Annotated in this window: 22 protein-coding genes and 1 riboswitch; of the genes, 16 read left to right on the top strand and 6 right to left on the bottom strand. The window is 28.8% G+C overall.

Annotated elements, in window-relative coordinates; genetic code table 11:
- Window positions 1–43: 43 nt before the first annotated feature.
- The 6 genes from CLFE_RS18480 (at window position 44) to CLFE_RS18455 (ending at window position 7,671) form a co-directional block, all read left to right on the top strand.
- On the top strand, window positions 44–1,927 hold the full coding sequence (locus tag CLFE_RS18480; RefSeq protein ID WP_077893832.1) for an ABC transporter ATP-binding protein: 1,884 nt from the start codon (window positions 44–46) through the stop codon (window positions 1,925–1,927).
- 186 nt (window positions 1,928–2,113) lie between these two features.
- Window positions 2,114–3,472, top strand: a complete 1,359-nt coding sequence (locus tag CLFE_RS18475; protein ID WP_077893831.1) for an ABC transporter substrate-binding protein — start codon at window positions 2,114–2,116, stop codon at window positions 3,470–3,472.
- 123 nt (window positions 3,473–3,595) lie between these two features.
- Window positions 3,596–4,465 (top strand): carbohydrate ABC transporter permease, encoded by an 870-nt coding sequence (locus tag CLFE_RS18470; protein WP_077893830.1) that lies wholly within the window; start codon window positions 3,596–3,598, stop codon window positions 4,463–4,465.
- A 2-nt stretch (window positions 4,466–4,467) separates the two neighbouring features.
- A complete protein-coding gene (locus CLFE_RS18465) occupies window positions 4,468–5,295 on the top strand; it encodes a carbohydrate ABC transporter permease (protein WP_077893829.1) in 828 nt (275 codons plus the stop codon).
- Window positions 5,296–5,306: 11 nt separating this feature from the next.
- The gene (locus CLFE_RS18460; RefSeq protein ID WP_077893828.1) at window positions 5,307–6,443 is read left to right on the top strand and encodes an efflux RND transporter periplasmic adaptor subunit; all 1,137 of its coding nucleotides are present in this window, start codon (window positions 5,307–5,309) and stop codon (window positions 6,441–6,443) included.
- A 4-nt stretch (window positions 6,444–6,447) separates the two neighbouring features.
- Complete coding sequence (locus CLFE_RS18455; RefSeq protein WP_077893827.1) at window positions 6,448–7,671, top strand: ABC transporter permease; 1,224 nt, start codon at window positions 6,448–6,450, stop codon at window positions 7,669–7,671.
- A 109-nt stretch (window positions 7,672–7,780) separates the two neighbouring features.
- Here the strand turns inward: CLFE_RS18455 and CLFE_RS18450 are convergent, their stop codons facing one another.
- From CLFE_RS18450 to CLFE_RS18440, 3 genes are all read right to left on the bottom strand, one after another.
- The gene (locus tag CLFE_RS18450; protein ID WP_077835132.1) at window positions 7,781–8,005 is read right to left on the bottom strand and encodes a (2Fe-2S)-binding protein; all 225 of its coding nucleotides are present in this window, start codon (window positions 8,003–8,005) and stop codon (window positions 7,781–7,783) included.
- A gap of 88 nt (window positions 8,006–8,093) precedes the next feature.
- On the bottom strand, window positions 8,094–8,474 hold the full coding sequence (locus CLFE_RS18445; RefSeq protein ID WP_077835131.1) for a DUF4363 family protein: 381 nt from the start codon (window positions 8,472–8,474) through the stop codon (window positions 8,094–8,096).
- Window positions 8,475–8,484: 10 nt separating this feature from the next.
- Window positions 8,485–9,159 (bottom strand): DUF421 domain-containing protein, encoded by a 675-nt coding sequence (locus tag CLFE_RS18440; protein WP_077893826.1) that lies wholly within the window; start codon window positions 9,157–9,159, stop codon window positions 8,485–8,487.
- A gap of 167 nt (window positions 9,160–9,326) precedes the next feature.
- On the opposite strand from CLFE_RS18440, the gene CLFE_RS18435 reads away from it, so the two are divergent.
- From CLFE_RS18435 to CLFE_RS18420, 4 genes are read left to right on the top strand one after another with little or no spacing between them, the layout of a single operon-like run.
- Entirely contained in the window at window positions 9,327–10,988 is a 1,662-nt protein-coding gene (locus tag CLFE_RS18435; RefSeq protein WP_077893825.1) for a nucleoside kinase, read from the top strand.
- Window positions 10,989–11,020: 32 nt separating this feature from the next.
- On the top strand, window positions 11,021–11,704 hold the full coding sequence (gene sdaAB / locus CLFE_RS18430) for an L-serine ammonia-lyase, iron-sulfur-dependent subunit beta (protein WP_077835140.1): 684 nt from the start codon (window positions 11,021–11,023) through the stop codon (window positions 11,702–11,704).
- Window position 11,705: 1 nt separating this feature from the next.
- Window positions 11,706–12,578: an L-serine ammonia-lyase, iron-sulfur-dependent, subunit alpha gene (gene sdaAA, locus CLFE_RS18425; RefSeq protein WP_077835128.1), complete on the top strand. Its 873-nt coding sequence runs from the start codon at window positions 11,706–11,708 to the stop codon at window positions 12,576–12,578.
- Between the two features lie 60 nt (window positions 12,579–12,638).
- Complete coding sequence (locus CLFE_RS18420) at window positions 12,639–12,998, top strand: hypothetical protein (RefSeq protein ID WP_176091495.1); 360 nt, start codon at window positions 12,639–12,641, stop codon at window positions 12,996–12,998.
- A gap of 44 nt (window positions 12,999–13,042) precedes the next feature.
- On the opposite strand, the gene pssA is transcribed toward CLFE_RS18420, so the two are convergent.
- Complete coding sequence (gene pssA / locus CLFE_RS18415) at window positions 13,043–13,582, bottom strand: CDP-diacylglycerol--serine O-phosphatidyltransferase (protein WP_077835127.1); 540 nt, start codon at window positions 13,580–13,582, stop codon at window positions 13,043–13,045.
- A 185-nt stretch (window positions 13,583–13,767) separates the two neighbouring features.
- On the opposite strand from pssA, the gene CLFE_RS18410 reads away from it, so the two are divergent.
- The 4 genes from CLFE_RS18410 to CLFE_RS18395 all read left to right on the top strand — a co-directional run bounded on the left by CLFE_RS18410 (window position 13,768) and on the right by CLFE_RS18395 (window position 16,755).
- The gene (locus CLFE_RS18410; protein WP_077835126.1) at window positions 13,768–14,451 is read left to right on the top strand and encodes a TVP38/TMEM64 family protein; all 684 of its coding nucleotides are present in this window, start codon (window positions 13,768–13,770) and stop codon (window positions 14,449–14,451) included.
- A 48-nt stretch (window positions 14,452–14,499) separates the two neighbouring features.
- Window positions 14,500–14,928 carry a CBS domain-containing protein gene (locus CLFE_RS18405; RefSeq protein WP_077835125.1) on the top strand — a complete coding sequence of 143 codons (429 nt, stop codon included), beginning with the start codon at window positions 14,500–14,502 and terminating at the stop codon, window positions 14,926–14,928.
- 159 nt (window positions 14,929–15,087) lie between these two features.
- Window positions 15,088–15,975 carry a YegS/Rv2252/BmrU family lipid kinase gene (locus tag CLFE_RS18400; protein WP_077893824.1) on the top strand — a complete coding sequence of 296 codons (888 nt, stop codon included), beginning with the start codon at window positions 15,088–15,090 and terminating at the stop codon, window positions 15,973–15,975.
- Window positions 15,976–16,104: 129 nt separating this feature from the next.
- Window positions 16,105–16,755, top strand: coding sequence for a hypothetical protein (locus CLFE_RS18395; protein WP_077835123.1), 651 nt, complete (start codon window positions 16,105–16,107; stop codon window positions 16,753–16,755).
- Between the two features lie 63 nt (window positions 16,756–16,818).
- On the opposite strand, the gene CLFE_RS18390 is transcribed toward CLFE_RS18395, so the two are convergent.
- Both CLFE_RS18390 and CLFE_RS18385 read right to left on the bottom strand, forming a co-directional pair.
- The gene (locus tag CLFE_RS18390) at window positions 16,819–17,184 is read right to left on the bottom strand and encodes a P-II family nitrogen regulator (RefSeq protein WP_077835122.1); all 366 of its coding nucleotides are present in this window, start codon (window positions 17,182–17,184) and stop codon (window positions 16,819–16,821) included.
- A 127-nt stretch (window positions 17,185–17,311) separates the two neighbouring features.
- Window positions 17,312–18,529 (bottom strand): ammonium transporter, encoded by a 1,218-nt coding sequence (locus tag CLFE_RS18385; RefSeq protein ID WP_077835121.1) that lies wholly within the window; start codon window positions 18,527–18,529, stop codon window positions 17,312–17,314.
- A 399-nt stretch (window positions 18,530–18,928) separates the two neighbouring features.
- Window positions 18,929–19,100: riboswitch (M-box (ykoK) riboswitch) on the top strand.
- A 287-nt stretch (window positions 19,101–19,387) separates the two neighbouring features.
- On the opposite strand from CLFE_RS18385, the gene CLFE_RS18380 reads away from it, so the two are divergent.
- The gene (locus CLFE_RS18380) at window positions 19,388–20,659 is read left to right on the top strand and encodes a magnesium transporter (RefSeq protein ID WP_077835120.1); all 1,272 of its coding nucleotides are present in this window, start codon (window positions 19,388–19,390) and stop codon (window positions 20,657–20,659) included.
- Between the two features lie 12 nt (window positions 20,660–20,671).
- Window positions 20,672–21,898: an Nramp family divalent metal transporter gene (locus CLFE_RS18375; protein ID WP_077893823.1), complete on the top strand. Its 1,227-nt coding sequence runs from the start codon at window positions 20,672–20,674 to the stop codon at window positions 21,896–21,898.
- Window positions 21,899–21,900: the final 2 nt, after the last annotated feature.

The following is a 21,900-nucleotide window of genomic DNA, read 5'->3' as shown; positions in this document are numbered from 1 at the left end:
TAGCAGGTAATTATTTCAAATCTTGAGAGGATAGGTATTTATTATGAAATTTAGTAATCTTAATAAGAAATTAGGTGGTTTTTTTAGTTCTTCAAAAAATATAATTAAAACAATTAAATTACTTTGGGAAAGTTCAAAGCTGAGCTTTATTGCAACACTGATTATTACTGTATTAAATGGTATAATTGTTCCAATCAATATGGTAATTTCAAAATATTTAATTGATAGTGTTGTAAATGCATTAAAAAATAAAAATCCCATTGATTCATTAAGTAAAGTTCTGTTTTGGCTAATAGTAGAATTTGGAGTTATTACATTTTCATACATCATAAGTAGGATAAATACATATTTTTCAACTATTCAATCTAAATGTTTAAATAACAGTATTTCAGAACTTCTTATAAAAAAGGCAAATGAGCTGGATTTATCATATTTTGAAAATGATGAATTTTATAATAAAATAGAAAAAGCTAATAGCCAAGCAGTAGGAACTACTATTCAAATTGTAAATGCATTAACTCAAATTGTAAAGAATTTTACTACACTAGTTGGAGCTATTGTAATTGTATTTCAATTAAGCCCTATTATACTTTTGCTTTGTATCATGACATCTATACCGATGTTTATTATAAATGTAAAAATTTACAAACAAAAATATAATATTTATAGCAAGAGGATAGAAAAGACAAGATTAGCACGTTATTTACAGATGGTTATGATGGATTATGTACCAGTAAAAGAAATAAAACTAAATCGTATTGGAAATTGGTTGGAAAAAATTATACTTTCTATATATAAGGAGAATCTAAATCAAGATAAAAAAATTGAAAAGAAACAGCTTTTAATTATGAGTATAGTAGATATTTTTAATACAATTATCTCGTATGGATATAAAGTTTATGTGATTTTTATAACGTTAACTCAAAGGTTAAGTATTGGTTCTATGAATATGTATATATCTGCACTGACAAATTTAGAGGATTCAGTAAAAAATACTTTGGAGAATTTTGCGTCACTTTATTCAAATAATCTTTATATAGAAAACTTATTTTATGTGCTTGACTTAAAACCATTAATATTAAAGAACAATAGTGGTAAGAAAGAGTTTAAAAATGATATACGGGATTCAATAGAATTTAGAAATGTATCTTTTAAATACCCTAATTCTAAAAATTATGCTTTGAAAAATGTTAGTTTTAAAATAGAGGCAAATGAAAATTGTGCTATAGTAGGACTTAATGGTTGTGGAAAAACAACACTTATAAAATTATTAACTAGATTGTATGATCCTACAGAAGGAGAAATATATATAGATGATATAAATATCAAAGAATTTAATATAGAATCTCTATACAAAGGTATAGGAATTGTATTTCAGGATTTTATGAAGTATCCATTTGATGTGAAAAAGAATATTGGATTTGGGAATATTGATAATTTAGACAATTTTGAACTTATTAAAACAGCAGCTAAAAAAGCAAATGCATATACATTTATACAGGGATTAAGTAATAAATTTGATACAAAGCTTCAGAAAATGTGGAGTAATGGAGTGGATTTGTCACTAGGTCAGTGGCAAAAGCTTGCTATAAGTAGGGCTTTTATGAGTAATGCATGTCTACTGATATTAGACGAGCCTACGGCGTCAATTGATGCAAAGTCAGAATATGAATTGTTTAAGGATTTTAAAAAGTTAATGGGAAAAGGAACTAGTATTTTAATATCCCATAGGTTTTCTACTGTAAAAATGTCAGATAAAATTATTGTTTTAAAGGATGGAGAAATAATTGAACAAGGAAATCATGATAGTCTTATAAAAAATGATGGTTTGTATGCTGAATTATATAATATGCAAGCCGATGCTTATCTAGTGGATGAAGATAAGAATATTGATGGGAGTAAAGGTAAATTAAAAGACATAGTATAGGTTAAAAGACATACTATGTCTTTTAATTATTGGTGTTTTGAATTATGAATTTATAATAAAGTTAAAAATTAGCACTTAGAAAATAGTGTAATCTTAACGTTAAATTAATATTAGATTTGTTAATATTAGGAGGAAATCAGTTCAATTATTAACTATAGTTTAGAGTATATAAGGGGGTAAGGTTAAATGAAAATGTCAAAAAAACGATTAGGAATTATTGGTGTTGTCATAGTTATTATTGCTGCAATAGGGATGTATCCAGTACTTAGTAAAAAAGTTTTAAAGTCAAGAGATTCAAATACATTAACTATTTATGCTTTAGCTTATAATGGAAAGCTTAATTATGATATAGAGCCTATTGTAAATGGATTTAAGCAAAAGTATCCTAATATAAAATTAAATATAGTAAAATTTAATCTCGATGGTGGTGGATATGAAAAATATAACGAGAAAATTTTAAGTGACACTTTAGCAGGAGGAGGACCAGATATAATATATTTTAATCCTGAGGAGACTAATGCAAGAGCTTTTCAAAAGTCTGGTATGCTTGAAGATTTAAAGCCATATATAGAAAAGGATAAAGATTTTAATAAAGGAGATTATAATTCAAAACTTTTAAATGCTGGGATGTATAAAGGAAAATTGACATTTATACCTACTGATTACTGTGTTCCATCTTATATAACAACAAAAGAGTTACTTGATAAAAATAATATTAAAATTACTGAAAATATATCTCAAAATGATTTTATGCAGTCATTGAGTGGATATATTTCAAATGCTAAAAGTAGCAATGGCAAAACACTTTTTGCAAAATCAGTAAATATAGGTGATTTTATTGCAAGTAGTGGTTTTGAATGTGTAGATTATGAGAATAAAAAAATGTATTTTGATACAAAAGAATTCAAAGATATAATGGAAAATTATAAAAAGATATATAATTCAACACCTAAGCCAGCAACTAGTGAAAGTGGTGAGGAAGGATTACAAGGAATAAAAAATCGATCTACTCTTTTTTCAACAGATCAGAGTTATACATGTGGTGTAGATTTTTTTGAATCTGAGTCCACAATAAAAGGATTAACAGGACAAACTCAGGTTATAAATAGCTTTCCGACTTATGACGGAGGTAATAAAACAATTGCAATTGCAGAAGATTTAATAGGAATGAGTAAAACAACACTAAATAAAAAGGCTGCTTATGACTTTATAAAAATAGCTTTATCAGAAAAAATACAATGTGATAATAGAGGTTATGCACCCCCTATAAATAAAAAATCACAAATAGATATTAAAAATAAATATTTAAACGAAGAAGTTGGTAAAAATGATAAGGAGAACAAGGTAATATTAAATAAACTATCAGATGATTTTAACAAATATTATGATAGGGTAACAAATAATATAGATGAAGTAAGAATTTTAGATACAAATGTAGATAAGCTTATAAAAGAATGCATGACGCCATATTTTGAGAATAAATCATCCTATGATAGTGCATTAAAAACCTTAGAAAATAAAGTTAAATTATATATAAATGAATAGATAAGAACAGAGTAATATGTTAGCTATTTAAAATAGGTAATACATTACTCTATTTCTATATATTAACGTTATCTTAATGGTAAATTTGATAATATAATATTGAATTTACTTGGAGAGGAGTGGATGAAAATACAAAACTTAAATGCGAAGCAAAAAGAAAATATAAAAGGATATATTTTTGCAGGACCCTCCATAGTGGGATTTTTAATGTTTTTCGTAATACCATTTTTTATAAGTATATTATATTGCTTTACTCAAGGTGTTGGGGCTTTGGAGTTTGTTGGATTTGAAAATTTTATAGAATTATTTCAAAACGCTTCTTTTAAATTAGCTGTTAAAAATACAATTTTATTCAATATAATTAGTGTACCATTGCTTTTGGTTGTTTCTCTTGGAGTTACTATTATTCTCAACAATAAAATTAAAAAAGCATCATTTTTTAGGACTGCGTTAACTTTACCACTAGTTATTCCTATAGCGTCAATAATACTTGTTTGGCAGGTGTTTTTTGCTGAGTCAGGGGTAATTAATCAGATACTTGTAAAAATCGGTATAAATGGACCAGATTATCTTAAGACTGGATGGTCATTTTTTATATTAGTTCTTTTATACGTTTGGAAAAATTGTGGATATGATATGATAATATTCCTTGCAGGTTTAAATAATATACCCAAAGAATACTATGAAGCTGCAGAAATAGATGGATGTAGTAAAATTCAAAGCTTTTTTAAAATAACATTACCACTGTTAATGCCTACAATATTTTTTGCTTTCATAATATCAATAATAAATTCGCTTAGAATTTATAGAGAAGCGTACTTACTTTCAGGACAGTATCCTGATTCAAGTATATATATGCTTCAGCACTTTATGAATAATAATTTTGTTAACTTAAATTATCAAAGGCTTTCAACAGCTTCAGTAATAGTTTTTGTATTTGTTGTAATTGTAATTTATTATTTGTTTAAAATTCAGAAGAAATTTGAGGTGTAGATATGAATAAAAAAAACAAAACACTAATTTTTTTTGAATATGTAGTATTAAGTATTTTTGCTATAGGAGCAATATTTCCTGTGATATACATGGTTTCTAATTCTCTTATGGGAGAAAGTGAGGTGACAAGTGCACTTCAAAACTTTAAGTTTCATATTATACCTGATGGGTTTACATTGATTCAATATTATAATAGTTTGCTTAAGCAGCCAGATTTTTTATTGAAGTTTTGGAATTCAGTAATATTAACAGTGCCAACAGTTATTGGACAAATAGTAGTATCCATTTTTGGAGCCTATTCTTTTGCTAAAATAAAATTCAAGTATAAAACTCAAATATTTTTTATGTTCATAATACTTATGATAATGCCATACCAAGTAACTTTAGTACCAATATATATAATTATGAAAAAATTGAATTTAGTAGGTTCTTATGCTTCAGTAATATTACCTGGAATATTTTCAACCTTTGGAGTATTTCTTATGACACAATTTATGAAATCAATTCCAGATGAACAATGTCAAGCAGCAAAAATTGATGGTGCTAATGATATACAAATATTATTCAAAATTGTACTGCCTCAATGCAAAGGAGCTTTAGTATCACTTATGATACTTAGTTTTATAGATAATTGGAACATGATAGAGCAGCCTCTTATATTACTTCAAGATAAAAAACAGCCCCTTTCAACATTTTTATCACAAATAAATACTGGTGAGTTGGGTATAGCCTTTGCATGTGGGGTAATATTTATGATACCTTCTATACTTATGTTTTTAAAGGGGGAAGATGAACTTCTTAAAGGAATACAGCATTTAGATATGAAGTAGAGGTGAGATATATGAAAAATAAAAAAAATAAAATTATTACTATAAGTATTATAGTATTTGTAGGTATTATTGTAGTCTGCACATATTTTTCAAAAACAATAAAAAATATGCTTCTTCCTGAGGTTACTATATCTTACATGAAGCCTGGAAGTATAGGTGAAAGTTTAGAATCTACAGGAACAATACAATATGAAAATACTCATAAAATATATCCAATGTCAAATTGGCAGGTTAAACAGGTTTGTGTAAAACTAAATCAAGAGGTTAAGAAAGGAGATGTATTAGCAAAAGTAGATAATGATGAAATATCATTAAAAGAAAAAGAAGAGCAGGAAATAATAATGCAGCTTCAGGACGAAATAAATAGCTTAAAGAAGGTACAACCTCCGGATCAGGACAAGATTAAAGAAGATCAATATAAATTAGATACTGAAAATATAAAGTATAAAGCGATAAGAAAAGGATTAACGAATGATGGCAGTATACTTTCGGATGTAGATGGTAAGATAGTGAGCATAAATTTCCAAAACGGAGAAAGTGCTTCGGATACTCAGAGCGACAGTTCATCAAGTTCGCAAGCAGGAGATAATGTACAATCAGCAAGCAATGATCTGTTTGAAATAATAAGTAGTGATACAACTCTTTCAGTGAAGTGGATAGCTTCGGATAAAGATGCTGAAAAATTTTCAATTGGGGATAATGTTAATGTTACATCAAAAGATGGGGAAAATTCTAATGCTGAAACAGCAACAATTTCTGAAAAAAAATATGATTCAACTAAAGATGAATATGAATTTTTAGCTACTTTAAATAATAATAAGGATCTAAAGGAAAATGATAAGGTTACTGTAAGTACACAGGAAAATGAAAAAAAATATGATATTGTTATTCCTAAAAGCTGTCTATACGATGAAAATGGAGTAGATTATATTTATGCTGTTAAAGCAAAAAATGGAGCATTGGAAAATGAAGAGTATGTTGAAAAAATTCAAGTGAAAGTTATAGATTCTGATACGCTTAATTGTGCTATTAAATCAGTTAATGATGGTCATTTAGATAAGAGTAATTATGGAATTGTAAGTAGCTCCTCTAAGTCAATTGATGACAATTCTGAAGTAAAGTTAGTTACAACAGAAGTATCGAGGTGATAGTGTGAGTATAATTAAGCTTACAAAAGTTAGATTAATTATAGGATGTGGCATTTTAATTGCTTTAATAATAATGAGTAATTACCTTAACTTCAAGGTTAATAATAGTGTTTCAAATATAATAGAATATAAAAATACTAATAGTAAAGAAGGAATTACTTTTGAGCAATTTAATAAGATAAAAAAACAGTATAGTGATATAGATTTTACATGTTACAGTGAAGTAAAGGAAAATGTAACAAATAAGTATGGTGTTTCACCGACTAAGTATGGTGATGATATTGATAAAAAAGTAAAAACAAAAGTGATTTTAACTGATGAAAAATATTTTGGTTTGTATCCTTTTCAAATGATAAGTGGTGGGAAACTGGATTTTTTATCAGTTAATAATAAGGATAAGGTTGTTGTAATAAGCGATGTTCTTGCAAATTCCCTTTTTAAAAGTAATAAGGTAATAGGAAGTACCCTGAAAATCGGTAATGATAAGTATAGAATAGTAGGAGTTTACAAAGAAAATAATTCATTATTATATAGTATGTCAGATGATGGATATGAAAAAGTATATATTCCATACACAGCATATGAAAACACAGATAATAATAACAAACTTTTCATAAATGTACTTACAACAAAACAAACAAAAAAATATGATGCTAAGAACATAAGTGATAAATTAACTATTATACTTGGTGATAGATTATCACAATATAATTCAGTAGATTATGCTAGTTTAAAGGAGCATGTATTTCAAAATGTTAAGATATTGTATTTTATAATTGGGATTTTTATAATAGTGTATTTGATTAAAATTATGATAACCTTTATAAAAGAAGCTAAAGCTTTTTTTATAAATAAGATGAGAAGTAATTATTTAAAAGACGTAATAACTAATAATATAAAGGAAATTACTATTTATTTGGGTAGAATAATTATATGTTTAGTATTGATTGTGTTTGTTTTTTGTTTGGTGAAATTCAATATAGTTATTGAGAAAAAGTACTTACCTTCTGAAAATATATTTGATATAAGTTTTTATAGAAAAGTAATAGTTCATAATATCCAACTAAATAATGCAAATGAGAATGGGTTTAGTAATGTGTATAATAGATATTTAACTGTTATTAGTCATGTAGAAGGTATTATGCTTTTAGCACAACTGATATGCATTATAAATATAATTTTGAACTTTAAAGTTTTTAGGAAACTAAGAAGTAAATTTAAAAGTTAAAGTGCCCCTTATAAAATAATAGCGTAGTTCTGGTTGGAACTACGCTATCATCATATAAAAACAATCAAGGAGGTGTTTATATCAAAAAAACGAATCTTCTAAATAATATCTAATGCCATTTATTCTTACTATAAGAAGCTAAGAGCTCTTCTATTTTAGGAGTACATCTTCTGCCAGCGCAGCCTCCAGAGCCAGCTCCTGTAGCTTTTTGAACAGCTTCAACGGTTCTTGCTCCTTTTCTTATAGCGTTTTTTATGGTTGAACGTGGTATTGCCTTACATAAACATACCTTTGTTAATTTATCCATTATTTCTTTATTTGCGTTATTTTCCATAATATTATCACACCTTTAAAATGAGTTGTTAATTGAGTGTAGTTATATTGTATATTAATTAATAACTATTGTCAATAGAGAAAAAGTATCAAAGAATATTTTCTATGTTGATTTTTTCAAGCAAAGATAAGTGTTTTATTAAAAAAGTTAATGAATGAGCTGATTCCATAGCATCTTTCTTTTCTTTATATTTTATGGACTGAGATAATCTTTCTATCTCAAGACTTATATCATCAGTTTCCATATGATGAATAAAGGCTGATAATATACTTGATTCTTTATACCATTCTTTCTCGAATTCTTTTTCGTAATAATCAGCTTTGGAATAAGAGCCTTTTTCTAAGGAGTTTTGAATTTTATTACTGACACTTAAAAGTTTATTACAAGTTTTATTCAGGTATTGTATAGAAAAGAAACTCATCAAAACAACAGCTGCAAATATTGATAAAGCTATAATTATATTTTTCATAAAAAGCCTCCTATTTAGTATATTTTTGATAGTAAAATTGTCCCTTTGAATCTATAAGACCTAAAAAAACATCTTTTGGTGAGTTTATGTTATTTTTCTTTAGTTCTTTCATAAGCCACTCGGCATCTTTGTTGAGATATTTTATATTAGCTATATTAACTTTTCCATCAAGTATAATGGTTACAGGAACGCTTTCTTGCTTTACTTTTAAACTTAAATCTTGTTTAGTGGCATTTGTTAAATGTGTTTTAGGTATTAATGAAATTTGGCCGCTAGTTTCAAGAATGGCGTATTCTATATCTTCTACATTAAAATAATCTTTTAATCGTAGTTCTTCCATTAAATCATTTATATTTACTCTTTGACTTTTTAAAGCGCTAATATCAATTTTACCCTTATTTATCAAAAGTGTTGGCTCACCGCAAAGTACAGTTCTTGCCTTTTCACTTTTTAACTGAAGTAGAGACAAGACGATTTCTAAAAATAATAAAGTTACTATAGGAATAATTCCATGTATTAAAGGAATTCTTGGGTCCTGCATTGGAAGTGAGGCTAGTTCTGATATCATAATAGTGATTACGAGTTCAAAAGGTTGGAGCTGACCTATTTGCCTTTTTCCCATAATACGCATTATTAATACAACTAAGAAATAAAGTATTATAGTTCTGAGCATAATAATGTACATAATATAATCAATCCTTTTTTTTATATTTTACCCATTACAATATATAATTTCTCAAAAGGGCAAAAAATATAATTACAAATGATACATTTATGTTGATTTAAAGTATAATATTATGAGTAAAATAATTTTATGTGTATAAATGTTAAAGGTATAGGAGGACAGAGGGGATGAATGTTATTAAAATAGATCTAAAGGATGGCAGGAGTTTTGAGGTGAACAAGGGTATGAGCTTTTACGATTTTATAAAGCAAAATGATGTAAAGAGTGAATATCCTATAATGCTTGGAAGTGTAAATGGAAACATATATGAATTAACACATAAATTTAGTTATTCGGGAACTTTTGATATAGTAGACTTAAAAAATCCTATTGGAATTAAAGTCTATGAGAGAACGCTGCAATTTATATTAGTAAAGGCGGTTGCTGATTTATTTAAAGATGCAAAAGTAACTATTGAGCATTCTATAAGTAAAGGTATATTTGGAGAGATATATATAAAAGATAAAAAAATAACAGAAGATGATATAGAAAAAATAAAAAATAGAATGTTTCAAATAATAGAAGGAGATATTCCTATAAAAAAAGTAACAATAGAAAAAGAAAAGGCAATGAAAATTTTTAAAGACTATGGTATGGAGGATAAAGTAAGGCTCTTAAAGTATGTAAAAATAAAATATCTTAAGCTTTATGAGTTAGATGGGAGATATGACTATTTTTATGGAACTATGGCATATTCTACGGGAATAATTAAATTGTTTGATTTGAAAAGTTATAAATCAGGATTTTTACTTAGGGTGCCTTCAGAAAAAGATTTGACAAGACTTCCATACTATTGTGACCAAAATAAATTATACAACATATTCTATGAAACTGAAAAATGGGGAAATATTTTAGGAGTAGGGGATGTTGGATCTTTAAATGACAAGGTTATGCAAAACGAAATTAAAGATATAGTACTTATTTCAGAAGCACTTCATGAGAAAAAAATAGCTTATATAGCTGATATGATATGTGAAAGAAAAGATGTAAAATTAGTTTTGATAGCAGGTCCGTCATCTTCAGGAAAAACTACATTTTCTAAAAGGCTTGGAGTACAGTTAAGGGTAAATGGTCTTATTCCTGTAGCTATTTCTTTAGATGATTATTTTGTAGATAGAAATAGAACACCAAGAGATGAAAATGGAAATTATGATTTTGAAGCAATAGAAGCACTGGATGTAGAGTTGTTTAATAAAAATTTGAAAGATTTAATGGAGTATAAAGAGATACTACCACCTAAATTTGATTTTAAAACAGGCATGAGAAAAGAGAATAATGAGAAGATGAAATTGCCTGAGAATGGTGTAATAATAGTTGAAGGAATACATGGATTAAATGAAGAATTAACACTGCATATAAATAAAAAAAATAAATTTAAGATATATGTAAGTGCGCTTACTCAATTGAATCTTGATAATCACAACAGAATAGCAACAACAGATGTAAGGAAGATAAGAAGAATGGTAAGAGATTATCTTTCACGTGGATATGGAGGAGAAGAAACTCTTAAGATGTGGCCATCTATAAGGAGAGGGGAAGAAAAAAATATCTTTGTTTTTCAAGAGGAAGCAGATGTTATGTTTAATTCAACATTAGTATATGAACTTGGAATACTTAGAAAGTATGCAATGGGAGAGCTAATGAAAATTGATCAATCTAGTAGTGTATATTATGAAGCTAGAAAGCTTAGAAATTTTCTTAACTTTTTTAAGGATATAGATGAAAAATTAGTGCCCCAAAATTCAATTTTAAAAGAATTTATAGGAGGAAGTTGCTTTTACGATTATTAAAACTTAAATCATATAGTGAGGTGTGGCAAAAGATGAAAGAATTTAGTGTGTTTGATATATTAGGACCAGTTATGATAGGTCCTTCAAGCTCACATACAGCAGGTGCAGTTAGACTTGGAAAGATTGCAGGTATAATAGCAGAAGATAATAAACCAAGGAAGGTTGTTTTTCTTTTGCATGGCTCGTTTTCAGAAACTTATAGGGGTCATGGAACGGATAAGGCACTAGTAGCAGGAATATTAGGAATGGAACCCTGGGATGTTAGAATAAAAACATCATTTGAAATTGCAGAAAATATGGGTATTGAGTTCGAGTTTAAGAAGGCAGATTTGGGAGATGTACATCCGAATACAGTAAAATTTTTAATAACAAAATCTAATGGTGAAATGGTTAAAATTATGGGTTCTTCAACAGGTGGAGGAAATATAAAAATAATTGAAATAAATGATAATGCAGTTGAGTTCACAGGAAATTATCCTACACTTATAGTTTCTCATAAAGATGTTCCGGGAATGATATCTAAGATTACAACTATGATTTATGAAAATAATATAAACATAGCCTTTTTAAAAGTGTATAGAAATAGTAGAGGACTTTCGGCAAAGATGATTATAGAAACAGATTCAATAATTGATAAAAAGATTATTGATAAAATGCAAAAAATAAAAAATATAGACAGTGTAGTAGTTATAAATCCATCAGTAGAAGGAGAATAAAATGTTTGTAGATAGTGGAGAAAAACTTGTAGAAGAGTGTGAAAGAAGAAAATTAAGTATAGCAGAATATACAATAGAAGAAGAAATTTTAAAAAGTGAAAAAAGTTACGAATTTGTATTTTCGAGAATGAAGAAGAGTCTAGAGGTTATGAAAACATCGGCTCAGTATGGTACTAATAATAAGGTTAAATCTATGAGTGGATTAATAGGAGGAGATGGATTTAAACTTAACAGTTATTCAAAGGAGGAAAATACAATAACAGGAAGTATAATGGTAAAGGTAATGGCGAGAGCAATTGGAACCTCTGAGGTCAATGCTTCTATGGGAAAAATAGTGGCAGCACCAACAGCAGGTTCTTGTGGAATATTACCAGCAGTTATTTTAACGGTAGGAGAAAAGTTCAATAAGAGTGATGATGAACTTACAAAAGCTTTATTTACAGCGTCAGGAATAGGAATGCTTATAGCTAAGAATGCAACTCTTTCAGGAGCAGAAGGCGGATGTCAAGCGGAATGTGGTTCGGCAGCAGCAATGGCAGCAGGAGCTGTAGTTGAGATGATGGGAGGAACACCTAAGATGGCATTAGATGCAGCAGCTATTGTAATAAAAAATGTTTTAGGACTTGTCTGTGATCCTGTTGCAGGATTAGTTGAAGTACCATGTTCAAAACGGAATGCTTCAGGGGCAGTAAATGCAATTACAACAGCTGATATGGTATTAGCTGGTGTTGCAAGTATAATTCCTTTTGATGATACAATTACTGCTATGTATAGAGTTGGAAAACAACTTCCATGTGAACTTAGAGAAACTGCACTTGGAGGCTTGGCGGTTACTAAAAAAGGGCAAGAACTAAAAAATAAAATAATGAAATAGTAATATATATGATTTATATACAATATAATCTAATGATAGTCCTTGTGTAGGTATATTGATTTGACGAATAGAAAAGCTATTGAAGAATATTGCTGTGATTTAAGTAAGTTATCTGAGTTTTTATCACAATATGTTAGTTCGTATAGGCTTTTAATAGGAGGCGCTTGTGAGCTTAACCAAATTACACCAGCAAGAAGAAGTGATGTAAAGCATGCATTAGATAGAGTCAATAAGTTAGGGGATATAATAGATGAGCTTCTTTGTGCAATTGATAGGTGTCAGTGTGATTATATAGAATATTGTGAGATAAAAGCAGATGTTATTAAATGTAGAATTAAGAAAAGATGTATCGAAGAAGACATTAATGATATTTGTGGTGATAAAAGACTGCCTCCAAAGCCACCACCAAAATTAACATGAAAAAGGTGAGAACATTAGCATAAATTCTCACTTTTTTATTATGTTTATAATTTTTTTAATTTTATGTTACTTATCATTAAATAAGAAAGCACAAACATTATAACTATAGTTAACACGGCATTTGGCTGTGCATTTAATAAAATATAAACAAGGGAATAAATAGCCATAAACATACCAGCTAAAGTTATAGGAATTCCCCTAAATACTCCATCAAAAGTAGATAAGTTATAACGTGCTAATCTATAAGCTCCAGCTATAGGGAATATCAATACAAAAATATATCCTAAAATATTGAAATTAGAACTAAAATTGCATAGATGATATGCGAGTATTGAAGGAGCCACACCAAAAGAAACAAGATCTGCAAGTGAGTCAAGTTCCTTACCGAGTTCACTTGATACATTTAAAGCTCTGGCAACTCTACCATCGTATCTATCTATAATTCCAGCTATAAGTATAAATAAACATGCTAATTTATAATATTCATTATTAGTTGAAGATGCAGCTAAAGTCATAATTAAGGATAACAAACCGCATGATAAGTTACCAAAAGTAAAAATATTTGCAACTGAACTTTTAGCCATATAAAATCACTCCTAAATTGTTAATAAAAATAGTATATATAAACAAGATATATTATAGCATAGAAATTAATTTTTTGATAATAAAATTTTTTATTAATGCAAAAATTGTTTTGAAAAACATATTATTTTACTAATTATTATGTTATGATTAATTAATGTGTAGTAGGTGATTTGGAGTGAATAAAATGAAAGATAAAACAAAAAAGATACTAATTTATACTTTTTTGACGGTAATTGTAGTATTTGTAGTATTTGTAATTGTTAAACAACGACATTTTAGGCATGGCGGTAATTTTGCTATGAAGATTTTTCACTTAAAACCTCGTGAAATTAAAAAATACATACTAAGTTATGGACCTTATGCAAGTTTTGCTTTTGTGATTATATATTCTTTAAAGCCTGTTCTTCTCATAATACCAGTATCAGCACTTTCGGTTATAGCAGGAGGAATTTTTGGATCATTAAAAGCATTCTTTTTGAGTATGCTAGGATGTTTTTTTTCTGCAAGTTTTGCTTTTTTTCTTTCTAGAAAACTTGGAAGACCTTTTGTAAATAAGCTCTTAAAGGGCAAAGCTATGAATTTAGATGATAATTTAGATAAACATGGTTTTATTATAATGCTTTTAATGCGACTTGCATTTATTTTTCCATATGATCCATTAAGTTATGCTGCAGGACTTACAAAAATAAAATATAGGGATTTTATTTTAGGAAGTTTGGTGGGAGTAATGCCAGAAATGATAGCTTATTCAGTTATTGGTAAGAGCTTTGAAGGGCATTTTTCAACAAAATTTTTATTACCAATTTTATTTGTGGCAGTGGCAGCACCAACAGCATATATTATACACAAAAAAATAAGTAAACAATAAATATAAAAAATCTTTCTGGGTACAATAATAACCTGGGAGGTGTTTATAGTGAAGATAAGTGAAGTAATGACAAAAAATGTTGTAAGTATATGTGGTGAGGATAACATTCAAAAAGCAGCTGAACTTATGAGAGATCATGATATAGGTGCTATTCCAGTATGCAGTAATGATAAAGTTATAGGAGTTATAACAGATAGGGATATAATTTTAAGAATAGTTGCAGATAAAAAAGATGCTTCAAAGGAAAATGTAAGAAGTATAATGACATCTACACCAGTAGTTGTTACTCCGGACATGGATGTTAGCGAAGCAACAAAGATAATGAGTGATAAGCAAATAAGAAGACTTCCAGTTGTACGCGATGGGAAAATTGTTGGTATCATTTCACTTGGTGATTTTGCGGTTGAAAATGGTACGAATAGTTCAGCGGGAAAAGCTCTTAGTGGAATTTCAAGCCCTTGTTGCCACGATTTATAGATAAGTTTAATATATTCTGAGTAAGCTAATGTGCAGTCCTGTAATCGTATAACTTGAGTGAAATAAAGCTACAAGGCTAGTTTTAATCTTGTAGCTTTATTCCAATTAATGATATAATATATTATTAGTAACTTTTATTGATTTAGGGGGCACGAAAGAATGAACAAAGTAAAATTTATTTATAATCCTTTCTCTGGGGAGAATTTAATAATAAATAATATAGATAAGGTTATACAAGTGCATCAAAAATATGGATATACAATAGTTCCGCATAGAATAGAATTGAACTGTAGTATAGAAAGTGCATTTGAAGATATAGATGATACATATAAATATGTTCTTATAGCAGGTGGAGATGGAACAGTAGATAATGTAGTTAATATTATAAAAAAGTGTAATTTAGATATACCTATAGCTATACTACCAGTAGGTACAGCTAATGATTTTGCTAAATTTATAGGCATGCCTGCAGATATTGAAATGGCATGTGAGCAAATTTTGAATAGTCAGGTAAGAAAGATTGATCTCGGAAAAATAAACGATAAATACTTTATAAATGTAGCAAGTGCAGGATTATTTACAAATGTATCTCAAAAGACTGATGTAAATATGAAAAATACTATGGGTAAACTTGCGTATTATGTTAAAGGCATAGAACAATTACCTAATTTCAGAAGAATATCATTAAAAGTGGAGTCGGAGCAAAATAACTTTGATGGAGAAATGATACTTATGTTGGTATTCAACGGACAAACAGCTGGTAATTTTAAGTTTGCATATAAAGCTACTGTAGATGATGGTATGCTTGATGTAATTATTATAGAGGGTGGAATGGTTAAGGATATAGTAAATATACTTATTAAGATGTTTAAAGGTGAGCATCTTGAAGATGTAAATGGAATAATATATTTTAAAACGGATAAGCTTACTGTGAATTGTAATCCTGATATAGTAACAGATATAGATGGAGAAAGAGGCCCGGATTTCCCAGTAGAAATTTCTTGTATACAAGGTGGGCTTAAAATTTTTGGTGTAAAGAATATTTAGACAAAATTAAGAGTAATAATAGATATAGGTTTTCCTACGTAAACTAAATTTCAATACTTAAACTTGGTACATGCAGTTGAAGAAAGTTACGAGGAATCCCTAAATAGCAGTTTTATTTGGAGGGATAAAGTGTTCTTTTATGCCTATATTTTAATGTTATTACTAGCTGTTTTACTATGCATAAATTTGTTTATAGATAGTTCTAAATGTCCTATAAAAATAAGAAGAATTCTTAGAGGTTTATTATTAGTTTTGATGGCAAGGTATGCAGTTTTAATTACTATGTGTTTGAAAAAAAGTATAATGTACATATACTTTATGAGACCCATTGTACTACTTGATATATTAAGTATTCCGCTTCTTATATTACTTATGATTTTTGTTTTTACAAGAAGTACTAAATTTAACTTTGTATATGCATTAGTTAGTTCAATTGCATTTTTAAGTTTATATATTGTTTTGAGCTTTAAGGCATTACAAGTGGCGATTCCATTTTATAGTTATAGTTTTGGATACTTAATTAATTTTAATAATTATAGCGTTATAATATCAGCAGTCAGAATTATAGTTCTTATTTTTATGCTTATTCTATGTGGGTTATTTTTTACAAAGAACAATATAAGAAGGACAGGGTTCTCATTTTTGATGATTGCAATTTTAGTTATAATAGTAGAAAATATAGCTATTATAGTTATGCCTAAAGTTATACCGGAATACTTGCTTGGAGAGATTGTATTACTGCTTTGTTTAGGTTATATGGAGAAGCTATTTAAAAATTAATTTGAAATTTAAAATAGGGTGAAGAATTTTGAAGATCTTCACCCTATTTTTATATTTAATAGGTTATTCTTTATCGTCCTGAAGTGCGTCGTAATTTTCTTCACCAGTACGTATCTTAACTACCTTAGTAACATCATATACAAAAATTTTTCCGTCTCCAATTTTTCCTGTATTTAGAACTCTTTTAGCTGCATCTATAACCTTTTCAACAGGAACTGAGCATACAACTATTTCAATTTTTATTTTAGGATTTAAAGTTATTTCAACAGGATTTCCTCTATAGTACTCAAGTGTACCTTTTTGAAGACCGCATCCGAGCACATTTGTAACAGTCATACCTGTAACACCAATTTTATTAAGCTCATCTTTCAGCTCATCGAATTTTTCTGGTCTTGTAACTATGTCAATTTTACTCATTTTGTAATCCATAAAAGTTCATCTCCTTTAAAATAAAATATAATAGCTTATATATAAATATACTACTTTAAAAGTAAAATTTCCATAATACATAAATATAAAATTGAAAAATTACGACCAAAGTAGTATATTAAAATTTCTAATCTATATGATAAGCTCTTTCACCATGAATAGAAATATCAAGACCTTGAAGTTCTTCATCTTCACTTGAACGTATTTTAAATACTAATGTTACTAATTTAATAATTATGATTGTTCCGATTATAGAATAAGCATAAGTTGCACCAGTTGCTATAAGCTGTTTTAAAACAAGTGAAGGATCTCCATAAAGAAGTCCATTTGCTCCACCTGAGTTAACTGCTTTGGTAGCAAATATTCCGGTTGCTATAGCTCCCCATGTACCACCAACGCCATGGCATCCGAAAGCATCTAATGCATCATCATATTTAAATTTCTTCTTAAGAAAGCTTACTGAGAAGAAGCATATGATTCCACCCAGGATACCTATTATTAGAGAAGAACCTACAGTTACAAATCCGCATGCTGGAGTTATAGAAACAAGACCAGCAAGAGTACCAGTTAAAGCACCTAAAACAGTTGGACGTTTTGTAATAAACCATTCACAAGCAATCCATGCAGCGGCAGCGGCAGCAGCTGCTGTATTAGTTGTTATAAAGGCATTCATGGCTACAGCATTTATACCTAGAGCGCTTCCTGCGTTAAAGCCAAACCAACCAAACCATAAAAGGGCACCACCTATAAAAGTTAAAGTAAGGTTGTTTGGAGATGTTTTTATATTTTTTCTTTTTCCAATCATTATAGCGGCTACAAGACCGGAAACACCAGAACTTATGTGTACTACAGTTCCACCAGCGAAATCTATAGCTCCTAGTTTTTTTATCCAACCGCCATCACCCCATACCCAATGTGCAAGTGGGTCATATATTAAGGTTGCCCATAAAAGTATGAAAAGTATAAATGCTGGAAATTTTATTCTTTCTGCAAAAGCACCTGTTATTAAACCAGGAGTTATAATTGCGAACATTAATTGAAACATCATAAATAAGCTGTGGGGAATAGTACTAGAATATGGAGCGAAAGGTTTAAAACCCACATGATGTAAAAGTGCGTACTGTAAATTTCCTATAAGACCTGAAATATCTGGACCAAATGCAATTGAATAGCCTATTAAAACCCATTGAAGAGATATTATAATCATACAGGCATAACTGTGCATCATAGTACTCAATGTGTTTTTAGTCTTAACCATTCCCCCATAAAACATGGCAAGACCAGGGGTCATTAACATTACTAAAACTGTTGATAAAAAGACGAAAGTAGTATCTGCAAAATTCATAAGAATAGCCTCCTTTTTTCATTTCTGATTAATTAAGTAGTTCGATATTTTATAATGATATCAAATGTGAGACAAAATTGCAAGTTTATTAATTAAATATATGTTTAAATGTTAAAAAAATAATTTAATGCCTATAAATTAGAAAAATCATATTTTTGAGTAACGTAAGATAATTTGATAAATTATGAGAAGAATATACTAAGTTAAAGAAGTTTTTTATTTTTAGGTTGAAAAATTCACATTTTATACTATAATTAAAAGTATAGTACGAATTTAAACGAATATATTGTAATAGGATGTATTCTTTTACTTTACCTTGTTAAAGGTATGTTATTTATTTGTTGTAATTCTAAAATATCAGTATATATTTCTGACTTTTAATAATACTATAATAGTAAGAAAAGTTTTTGTTAGGTGAGGCTCCTATATAGATATACGCTACTGCCCAGAAACATCGAGAGATGCCAACTTGGGTCAACAGATATTACCGAATCAAGGTTTTATCTAACGTAGCTGGATTGTATTCTGATCTAAGCTATATAGTGCTAAAGCTCTACTGTCTAATTTTATTATTAGAATTTTTGAGCGAGCCTTTGATGGCTTTTTTTTATGCCAAAATGTAAGAAGGAGTGAGTTTTTATGGAAAGTGGCCCTCATTTGAGCGAGGACGATTTTAATTTTATAACAGAAGAGGAATTTGAGGAATGTTTTTCATATAACTTATTAGAATAGACATATTAAATTCCAATCTTCCTCTTCAAAACTAAGAGATAGAACATAACTTTCTATTACTGTAATACAAAAAAACGATTTACATTAAGTGGAATACTTCAGTAAATTTTGAAAGGAATGATTGGTATGCAAAAATTATTAAATAACTTTTTTTTAAGCGAAATACTTTATAAGAAAGTGTATGATGAATATGGTGAATATGTAGGTAGATTGTGGGATATATATGTTGTTGCTGATGAAGCTTATCCTAGAGCAATTGGGTATAAAGTGAAAAAAAGTGGAGAATATATAAACTACGAATTTAAGACAATAGATTTTTACAAAGAAGATGAAGGCAGAAGAATTTATATAAAAGTTAAAGCAGTTAAAGACACAATGATGAGGAAATATTCCTATTTGTTGTCTAAAAATCTTTTGGATAAGCAAATAGTTGATATAAACGGAAAAAAACTCGTACGGGTTAATGATTTGAGAATGGCAAAGATGGTTGGTGAACTTAAAGTTATAGCAGTTGATACAGGGTTTATGGCATTAAGTAGGAGACTTGGAATTGAAGGGCTTATATATAGATTTTATAAATTAGCGCAAAGAAAACCTATGGAAAATTATATAATGTGGAATGATGTTGAATCCTTAGAAATGGTTAATGATAATTTAAAATTAACAGTTCCATACCAGAAGCTGTCAACTATGCATCCGGCAGATCTAGCAGATATACTTGAAGACATGGATTTTAAGTATAGAAAAAAAGTATTTGAAAGTCTTGATGAAAATTTGGCAGCAGATATTTTGGAAGAAATAGATCCAGATATTCAAGCGGATATACTTGAAAATTTAAGTGATGATAAAAAAAGTGAAGTATTAGATAGTATGCCAAATGATGAAATTGCGGATATCTTAGATGAGGTCGATGAAGAGACAGCTGAAAAAATACTACTTAATATGGAAAAAGAAGATGCTGAAGAAGTAAGAGCTCTCATGGGATATGCAGAAGAAACTGTAGGAAGTATAATGAATAAAGATTTTATTTCATTTAATGTAAACATAACCTTAAATGAAACTTTAGAAATAGTACGTGAAATGAATCCTGATGATGAAGTGATATATTTTATTTATATAACGGATGATGAAGGGAAATTGGAAGGTTATATATCACTTAAGGATTTACTTTTTATGCCTCCAGAAAAAAAGCTTAAAGATGTTATGAATAAAAAACTTGCATTTGTTAAAGATTCGGATAAACTTGATGAAGCTATAGAAATATCATCAAAATACAATCTTATATCGCTCCCAGTAGTTGACAATGAGAATAAAATATGTGGAATTATACTAGTAAATGATTTAATAGATGAGGTACTATTGCCAACATGGAAAAAGAAATTTAAAAAAGTGGGCTAAGAGGGTGAGCGTATGAAAAAGAAGTTTAGTAGATTATTGTTGATTTTTAGTATTGTTGGCCCAGGTCTTATAACTGCAAACGCGGGTAACGATGCAGGGGGGGTAACTACTTATTCTGTAATAGGCTCTAAATACGGTTATTCAATGCTGTGGGGATTACTTGCAATAGGTATAGGACTTGCTGTTGTTCAAGAAATGAATGCTAGAATGGCGGTAGTTACAGGAAAGGGATTATCGGATTTAATAAGAGAGAGATATGGTGTTAAGTTAGCTTTCTTTGCCATGACGGTTCTGTTAATAGCAAATTTAGGAGTTTGCATAGCTGATTTTGCGGGGATTGCTGCTAGTTTGCAATTGTTTAATATAAATAAATATATATCTGTTCCTATACTTGCAATAATGATTTGGGTTATAATGACAAAAGGTAATTACTCAAAAGCTGAAAAGGTATTTTTGTTATTGACACTTACGTTCTTCGGATATGTTATTACAGCATTTATGGTAAAACCAAATTGGTCTAATGTGACTTCGCATATATTTAATCCAAGGGGAAGTCTAAACAAAGGTTATTGGCTTGATCTTATAGGCATGGTTGGAACTACAATAACTCCATATATGCAATTTTACCTTCAATCCTCAATAGTTGATAAAGGAATATCTTTAAAGGAGTATGGATACGAAAAGCTTGATGTATATTTAGGAACAATATGGGGAATAGCGACAGCTCTTTTTATAACAATATGTACTTCAGAAACATTATTTAAGGCACATATGTCTATATCCAGTGCACAAGATGCAGCATCAGCACTTAAACCTCTTGCAGGTCAGTATTCATTTATTCTATTTGGAATTGGTTTGTTTGGAGCTTCCTTTTTAGCTTGTTGTATTATACCGTTATCTACTTCATATGCGGTATGTGAAGCGTTTGGTTTTGAAAGTGGACTAGACAATAAGATTAAAGAAGCACCTGTGTTTTTCGGATTATTCTTTTTTATGATAATAACAAGTGTGATTATAGTTTTACTACCTAATTTATCTCTAATAAGTATCATATTATTTACTCAACAAATGGCTGGAGTTTTATGTCCTGTAGTATTAATATTTATGATAAAGCTTGTAAATGACAAAGAAATTATGGGAAGGCATACAAATAATAAATTTCAAAATTTTATAGCTAAATTTACTGTTGGTTTAATAATTATATTAACGGTATTGGCTTTTGTAGGCAATTTTATGTAAGC

The organism is Clostridium felsineum DSM 794 (genome assembly GCF_002006355.2).
GTDB classification, from domain to species: domain Bacteria; phylum Bacillota; class Clostridia; order Clostridiales; family Clostridiaceae; genus Clostridium_S; species Clostridium_S felsineum.
The sequence above is the reverse complement of the archived record's forward strand: the minus strand, read 5'-3'. Positions and strand labels throughout refer to the sequence as shown.